The organism is Roseateles sp. P5_E8, assembly GCF_054177665.1.
Window position 1 is genome coordinate 19681 of sequence record NZ_JBGCUM010000064.1, and the last position, 7801, is coordinate 27481.

At 69.2% G+C, this 7801-nt stretch carries 6 protein-coding genes; 2 read left to right on the forward strand and 4 right to left on the reverse strand.

The features are described 5' to 3' along the window. Positions 1-36 precede the first annotated feature (36 nt). The 3 genes from ccsB to ACXRVZ_RS24095 all read right to left on the reverse strand — a co-directional run bounded on the left by ccsB (position 37) and on the right by ACXRVZ_RS24095 (position 4302). Positions 37-1386 (reverse strand): c-type cytochrome biogenesis protein CcsB, encoded by a 1350-nt coding sequence (ccsB, locus tag ACXRVZ_RS24085; RefSeq protein WP_458232913.1) that lies wholly within the window; start codon positions 1384-1386, stop codon positions 37-39. Further along, positions 1383-3455, reverse strand: a complete 2073-nt coding sequence (locus ACXRVZ_RS24090) for a cytochrome c biogenesis protein ResB (protein ID WP_457424670.1) — start codon at positions 3453-3455, stop codon at positions 1383-1385. The genes ccsB and ACXRVZ_RS24090 overlap by 4 nt, the downstream gene beginning before the upstream one ends. Before the next feature lie 226 nt (positions 3456-3681). Further along, positions 3682-4302, reverse strand: a complete 621-nt coding sequence (locus ACXRVZ_RS24095) for a c-type cytochrome (protein WP_458232914.1) — start codon at positions 4300-4302, stop codon at positions 3682-3684. Between the two features lie 70 nt (positions 4303-4372). Here ACXRVZ_RS24095 and yihA point away from each other — a divergent pair, with 70 nt between their 5' ends. After that, positions 4373-5122 (forward strand): ribosome biogenesis GTP-binding protein YihA/YsxC, encoded by a 750-nt coding sequence (gene yihA / locus ACXRVZ_RS24100; RefSeq protein ID WP_457424674.1) that lies wholly within the window; start codon positions 4373-4375, stop codon positions 5120-5122. A 3-nt stretch (positions 5123-5125) separates the two neighbouring features. Here the strand turns inward: yihA and ACXRVZ_RS24105 are convergent, their stop codons facing one another. Continuing rightward, positions 5126-7168, reverse strand: coding sequence for a DUF1631 family protein (locus ACXRVZ_RS24105; RefSeq protein ID WP_457424676.1), 2043 nt, complete (start codon positions 7166-7168; stop codon positions 5126-5128). Positions 7169-7322: 154 nt separating this feature from the next. On the opposite strand from ACXRVZ_RS24105, the gene ACXRVZ_RS24110 reads away from it, so the two are divergent. Further along, a partial coding sequence (locus ACXRVZ_RS24110; protein WP_458232915.1) for a tetratricopeptide repeat protein occupies positions 7323-7801 on the forward strand: 479 nt, incomplete at its 3' end.

A 7801-nucleotide genomic window follows, 5' to 3' on the forward strand; every position in this document is an offset into this window, starting at 1 on the left:
CCCGGCGCTCGGCCCGTCGGGTCGTGCGTGCAGCGCCTACAGCTCGCCGTAGCTGTGCAGCCCGCTCAGGAACATGTTGACGCCCAGGAAGGCGAAGGTCGTCACGAGCAGGCCCACCAGCGCCCACCAGGCCGAGACGGTGCCGCGCAGGCCCTTCATCAGCCGCATGTGCAGCCAGGCCGCGTAGTTGAGCCAGACGATCAGCGCCCAGGTCTCCTTGGGGTCCCAGCTCCAGTAGCCGCCCCAGGCCTCGGCGGCCCAGAAGGCGCCCAGGATGGTGGCGATGGTGAAGAAGGCAAAGCCCAGCGCGATGGCCTTGTACATGAGGTCGTCGAGCTGGGGCAGCTCGGGCAGGCGGGCCGTCAGGCGCGGGCGCAGCGCCACGGCGATGGCCAGGAAGGCTGCCACGCCGGCGATCTTGCGCGCCCAGCCGTCCAGCCCGGTGACGGTGGCGGCGCTCACGTCGGCACCGAAGCGCACCGCCAGGATGAGCACGATGATGCCCACCGGCATGGCGACCAGGCCCGTCCACAGCGAGCGCGTCGCGGCCGTCTTCAGCAGATAGGCCAGCGCCACCATCGCCGCCAGCGAGAAGCTGCCGTAGCCGACGAAGTTGGCCGGCACATGGATCTTCATCCACCAGCTCTGCAGGGCCGGCACCAACGGCTGGATCTCCTGCGCGCCGCGCTCCACCGTGTACCAGAGCAGGAAGCCGACCGCCGCGCTGACGACCAGCATCACATAGGCGCCCAGCGAGCGCGTGGCAAAGCGCTGCTCGTAGTAGAGGTGGAAGAGCGTCGTCATCCAGCAGAACAGCACGAAGACTTCGTAGAGGTTGCTCACCGGGATGTGACCGATGTCGGCGCCGATCTGGTGGCTCTCGTACCAGCGCACCAGCGTGCCGACGAGGGCCATGAAGACGCCGCTCCAGGCCAGCTTGGAGCCGACGGTCTCGGCCACGCTGCTGCGCCCGGCACCGGTGAAGAAGCCGCCCCAGTAGAAGAGCATGCTCATGACGAACAGCAGGCTCATCCACAGGATGGCACTCTGGCTGGACAGCATGTACTTCAGGAAGAAGGTGTTCTCACCGGCAGCCAAGTCGGCACCGAAGCCGTCGCTCTGCCGCGCATACAGGGCGATGGCGAGCAGCGTGGCGGCGCCCACCGCGACGCACAGGATGCGCAACGGCTTCCAGAACCAGCCCAGCGCGATCAGTGCGGGCATCGCGAAGACGAGGATGCCTTTCTCGTAGCCATCCATGCTGGCGTGATAGCGGCTGAAGGCATAGGCGCCACCGAGCAGCACCAGGGCGGCGAAGACCCAGTCCAGCGCGTCGCGGCGCCGCGGCGCGTGGCGGGCGGCCAAGTCGAAGGTGGTGGTGTTCATGAGTGATCTTTCAGTACAGCAGCCTTGAGCTGGGCGAACAGCGTGGCGTTGTCGGGGGACTCGCGGGTGCTGGACATGGCCATGCGCACCTGCGAGCTGCCCGGGTCGGCGCTGGGCGCGATCCAGATCCAGAGCCTACGCTCCTTGATGTAGAGCATGGAAAAGACGCCGACGATGAGCAGGATGGCGCCCAGGTAGACCAGCTTCTGGCCCGGCGCGCGCGCGACCTGGAAGACGCTGGCCTGCACCTGCTCGAAGCCGTCCAGCTGCAGCAGCGCGGGCGCGGGGTAGTAGAGGCTGTCGGACAGCGACAGCACGGCCTGCGTCATGAAGGCCTGCGTGGCCGCGTCGATGCCGGCGGGCTTCAGCCGGTCACGCGCGCGAGCCAACTGGTTCAGCTCGAACAGGCTGCCGTTGAGGATGCGCAGCAGCACCTCGGAGACGCGCGGGCGCTCGGGCTCGGGCACGTCACGCTCGATGAACTGCGACAGCGCCGGCAGGCCACCCTTGACCTCGTCACCGGGCTTGGCGGCGGCGCCGGAGAACAGCGTCAGCGCGCGCTGGGCGGTGAGTTCGAGCTGGGACCGCATCTGCGGCTGGGCGGTCGGCGTGGCCGACACGGCATAGGCGCGCGCCGCCGCGTCGCGCAGCTTCGGGTCGGCCAGGGCCTGGCGCAGGCGCAGCCAGCCGTCCAGCGAGGCGTTCTCGTCGGCGGGCATGCGCAGGTAGCGGAAGTTCTCGGCCGGCGTCTCGCGCATGCCGGCCAGGAAGAGGCGCTGGCCGTCCAGTTCGACCGGCACCATGTAGTTGTTGAACTCGCGCGCCTGGCCGGCAGCGTCGCGCAGCTTGTAGCTGAAGCTGGGGCCGACGTTGTGCAGCGCCTTGGCCTTGTCGCTCTTGGCGCCGCTGCCCAGGTGCTGCTGCAGGCGGTCGCCGAGGTCGACCTTGCGCACGTCGACACCGCTGGCGTTGGCGCCATCGTTCGCCAGGTTCTCGACGTTGATGACGCGCAGGCCGTCCAGCTCCAGCGTCTGTGCACCGAAGGCCATCTTGGTGCCGACGCGGCCGTCCAGCTTCAGCGGCGCGCCGCCCGCCAGCGGCAAGGCCTTGAGCTGCAGCTTGCTGCCGCCGTCCTCGAAGCTGCTCTGGTAGATGGCCAGGCCCTTGTGGATGACGGGCTCGTTGACCTTGACCGTCGCCTCGCGCGTCGTCCCGCCATCGTGGATGACGATGTCGCTGGCGAAGCTCTTGGGCATGCCGGTCGGGTAGTAGTCGACCTTGAACTGCTTCAACTCGATGTCGAAGGGCAGGTCCTGCAGCACGACGCCGCTGGGCAGGCTGAGCACGGCAATGCCCTGGCGCTGCTTCTCCGTCACCGAGACATTGCCGCGAAAGCTCGGGTTGCCGGTGCTCAGGCGATGCTCGGGGCGGATGTCGGCGATGAAGCCCGAGCCGGTATAGAGCTGCTTGCCCTGGACCCACATGGCCAGCTTGACCATCGCGTTGCCGTCCAGCACGCCGCCGATGAGGATGAGGACGATGGCCGAATGGGCCGACAGATAGCCGATCTTGTTGGCCGCGCCGCGCCGCGCGGCGATCATGATGCCGTTGTCGCGCCGCTGCACGCGCGCCTTCCAGCCGAGCGCGGTCAGCGTGTTGCCGATCTCGGCCAGGGCCATCGCCGGGTTGCTGGGCAGCTCGCCGATCGCCTTGTGATGGTGGGCGGCCAGCGACTGCTCGCGCACGCCTTCCTTGTAGCTGCGCAGGTCGACCAGGATCTTGGGCGCGTTGCGGGCGATGCACAGGCTGGTCGACAGCACCAGGAAGGCCAGGATGAGCAGGAACCAGGGCGCGCTATAAACCGTGTACAGGCCGATGCGGCCGAACACCTCGGCCCAGAACGGGCCGAACTGGTTGATGTAGTTGCCAAGCGGCTCGCTCTGGCGCAGCACCGTGCCGATGACCGACGAGATGCAGATCACGCTCAGCAGCGTGATGGCGAAGCGCATGGACGCGAGCAGGTCCAGCAGCTCGCGGGCGGCGGATTGGCGGGGGGATGATGAAGACATCAGTTGTCCGTGGCGCTTTCGGGCCGAGCGCCGGGCCGCTCCCAAGCCGGCCCGCGTTGGCGATGTGCGTGCGGCTCAATGCCGTGCGCATCGCCGTCCCCTCGGGGGACCGACCGGGCTCGCTCGCGTTCAGCGCTGCGAGATTGGGCGAGGGGTTGGCTCATCTTCTTCAATGAAAAAGGCCGGTGGGGATCACCGGCCTTCGTTCGCGAGGCGTGCGTGCAGGTCAGCGCAGGCCGGCGACGTAGTCGGACACGGCCTTGATTTCCTTGTCGTTCATCTTCGCGGCCACGGCGGTCATCGGCGCCGAGTTGACGCGGGCGCCGCTGCGGAAGGCCACCATCTGCGCCTCGACATAGTCGCCATGCTGGCCGCCGATGCGCGGGTACTGGGCCGGGATGCCCGAGCCGTTCGGGCCGTGGCAGGCCGCGCAGGCCGGCACGCTGCGCTCGGCAATGCCGCCGCGCCAGATCTTCTCGCCCAGGGCGACCGTGTCCTTGTTCTTTGCGAAGCCCGGCTTGGCGGTCTTGGACGCGTAGAAGGCCGACACGTTGCGGATGTCTTCTTCCGACAGCGGCGCGGCCATGGCGGTCATGACGGCGTTCTTGCGCTTGCCGGCCTTGAACTCGGCCAGTTGCTTGGCCAAGTACTCAGGGTGCTGGCCGGCCAGGATGGGGTTGGCCGGGCTGCCGCGCGAGCCGTCGGCGGTGTGGCAGGCGGCGCAGACCTGGGTCGAGAGCGCACCACCCTTGGCAAGGTCGGGCTTGGCGGGCGCGGCGGCCGGCTCGTTCGCCTGAGCCACGGTGGCCAGCAGCAGACTCGACAGGAGGGTGGCGACAGTCTTCATGGATTTATATGGTTTCGTTGGGCGCAACTTTCGAATTTTACAATGCCCGACCAAAGCGTCCGACCCTGCCATGACCAACGAAATCCCTGAGGCAGCAACTGCCGAGCCGATCACCGAGAAGATCGCCTTGGCCTGGACGCACACCACGCGCTTCCTGACCACCGCCAGCCAGCTCATCCATCTGCCCGCCACCGAGCTGCCGGAGATCGCCTTTGTTGGCCGCTCCAACGCCGGCAAGTCCACGGCCATCAACACGCTGGCCCAGCAGAAGCGCCTGGCCTTCGCGTCCAAGACGCCGGGCCGCACCCAGCACATCAACCTGTTTGAGCTGGGCCCGAAAGACGCCGCCGACGCGCTGTTTGCCGACCTGCCCGGCTACGGCTATGCCGCCGTCGCCAAGTCCGCCAAGGTGCGCTGGCAGAAGGTGATGGCCGACTACCTGGAGGTGCGCCGCAGCCTGTCGGGTGTCGTGCTGATGGTGGACTCCCGCCTGGGCCTGACCGACCTGGACAAGCAGCTGCTGGACTTCGTCTCTGCCCGTGTGTCTTCTGGCGAGATCAAGCTGCTGGTGCTGCTGACCAAGTCCGACAAGCTCAACCGCAGGGAGGCCGACGCCATCCTGCGCTCGACGACCGAGTACCTGGGGGAGATGTCCACCGAGAGCTCGGACGTGGCCGTGACGCTGTTCTCGGCGCTGAAGAAGAGCGGCGTTGGCGATGTGGCGCTGGCGCTGCGCGAGTGGGTGCTGGCGCATCGGGCGGCCGAGCCGGTGCCGGACTCGGTCCTGGCTGCGGAGCCCCCGTTCCAGCCCGAAGACTGAGGTTCAGCCGCCGTCCAGATCGCTCATCAGCGTGTCGACGGCGCGCTGGACGACGCTGTCGTCCTCCAGCGCCGTGATCAGGCCATTGGCCAGCAGCGCCTCCAGCGCGCGGCGCGTCAGCGGCAGGCGCTCGTCGGACTCGCGGCCGACGAAGAGCATGAACTGACGGCCCTCGCTGATCCAGGCGATCTGGCTGGTGTGCCAGTCACCCTGGATGAAGAGGTGGAACCAGCGGCCGATCTGCAGGCCGTCTATCCAGCGCTGCAGCGCGGCGCGGGCGTCGGGCGAGTCGTGCTCGTTGTAGAGCTGCACCGGCACCGTCGGCAGCTCGCCGCGGTCGACGTCGGCGCTGAGCCAGTGCGAGGGCAACTGCGAATCGCGCTCGTCCATCAGGCGCTTGACGATCTCGTCGGCCGAGGCCGGCGCGGCGACGCTGGGCGCTGCCGGCTGCGGGGCCTGGGGCCGGCGTTCGCTCGCGTCCTGGGCAGGCAGGCCGCGCAGCAGGCGGGCATGCTGGGCCATCAGCTCGGTCAGCGGCGGCTCGCGCTTGGCCTCGGGCAACTGGACGCTGTCGCAGCCGGCCATCAGGCGTTCGATGAGCACCGGCAGGCGCATGCGCAGGGCATCGCGGTCGGCCGTGTCGCGCGGCGTGGTGAGGCTGTCGATGACGGCATCGACGAGTTCCATCGCGGCCAGCGCCTCTTGCGAGTCACGCCCCTGGCGCACCATGGCCGTGACGATGACCTCCACCCAGGCGGTCTGCAGAAAGCGATGCATGCGCGGGCCCAGCGGTGCGCCGGCGACCTGGTGGTCGATCTGCTCGCGGATCAGCTCGCGCCATTCGCTGCGCTGCTGCTCGCGCTCCAGCGCGGCCAGCGCCACAGCGTTGAGCTCGCTGCCCTGGCGGGCCTGCTGGTCGATCTGCGCATCCACGCGGGCCAGCACCTGCTGGAAAAGGGTGGCGGTGGGCGTCGGCGCGTCCACCAGCAGCTGGGCCTCGCCCTCCATGAAGCGCAGGAAGTCGACAAAGCGCCGGTCGTCCGCGCGCTCGAAGCCCATGCCGTGGGCGGCCACGCGGTTCAGCAGCGCCCAGGTGGGATGGTCTTGCCGGCGCAGCAGCATCGCGTCGCTGCGTGCCAGGCGCACAACGGCGATCTGCAGCCGAGCCAGCAAGGCCTTCAGCGGTGGCAGCAGGCGCGGGTCGGCCAGGATCTGGTCATAGAGCCGGCTCAGCATGTCCGGCCCGGTCGTGCGCACAAAGGGCGCGGGGGCCAGCGGGTCGCGCTGCGTGGCGCAACCAAAGGCGCTCAGGCCCTGGGGCCGCGAGTTGACCGCGTCGACGCGGCGAGACAGGCCGTCCAGCGTGCCGCCGGTCGAAGACCGTGCGCCGATGCCACGAGCGGCGGCCAGGCGCTGGTGGGCCAGCGGGTCGGTCTGGGCATGGCCGTGCGAGGCCACCATGTCGCCGATGTCGGCGGCCTGCAGCGCGGCGCTGGCTTCGACGTACTGGCGATGCAAGGCCTTGGCCAGCGGCGTGGCGGCCACGCGCATCAGCTCGTACTGGGCCTGGGCACCGACCGGGCTGGCGGCCAGCGCGTGGTGCAGCGCATGGGCGTAGAGGGCGGGGCGCAGCGGGTTGTCGCGCTCTCGGGCCCGGGCGGTGCCGCGCAGCGCGGCGTAGAAGTTGCCGATCTGGTGCAACTCGGCGCGGCTGAGTTCCTCGGCCGTCTGAGCGACGTGGGCAATGGCCACGTCCTGCAGGGCCTGGTGCTCGTCGACGAGGCTGAGGCCTTCTATGCCGCCGGCTTGCAGGGAGCGGTGCAGCGGGTCCTCGCCGCGGCGGCCGGCCTGCAGCAGTTCGATGAGCTTGCCTTCGAAGTCGGCCGCAAAGTGCGCCCGCACCTTGCGCCAGCCGTCCCGCAGCGGGAAGTGCTGGGGCTTGGCGTCGAGCTCGTCCTGCACGACGTTCAACAGCTCCCGAGCCAGCGGACCGGCTTCGGTCAGCGCGTGGTCGAGCAGGTGGTGGGGATGCAGGCTGGAGGACATGGAGGCGGAGTGACGGCGGAATGAGATTATCTGGCGCCTGATTGGTGCGTCTTGCGCTGTTGCCGCCATTTACCTCCCCCTGAACCACATGGCAAACGCCGCGCTTCATGACCTATTTACGCTTTTCCAGCATGGTCGTCATGCCGAGATGGCGATGAGGGCTCGCGAGCTCTTGACGCAGACGCCGAATGACGGTCAGTTGTGGAAAGCGTTGTCAGTGGCGCAGCAACTGCTCGGCGAGGACGCACTGCCGGCGCTTGAGCGTGCGATGCAGCTGCTGCCGGGCGATGCCGAGCTGCCTGCCAACCTGGGCGCCCTGCTGGCCGCGCGGGGCCGCTGGGCCGAGGCGCGTGCGGCCTATGAGCAGGCGCTGCGCCTGCAGCCTAGGCTGGCCGGGGCGCACAACAACCTGGGCAATGCGCTGCTGGCCCTGGGCCAGCCGGCCGAGGCGCTGGCGGCCTTTGACCAGGCTCTGAGCCTGCAGCCGGGCCTGGTCGCCGCTTTGGGCAATCGGGGCCGGGCGCTGCTGGCGCTGGCGCGCCACGACGACGCGGCCGAGGCCTTGCTGCGGGCAGTGGCGGCGCAGCCGCGCGATGCCGGCCTGCGCCTGCACGCCGCGACAGCGCTGGCGGC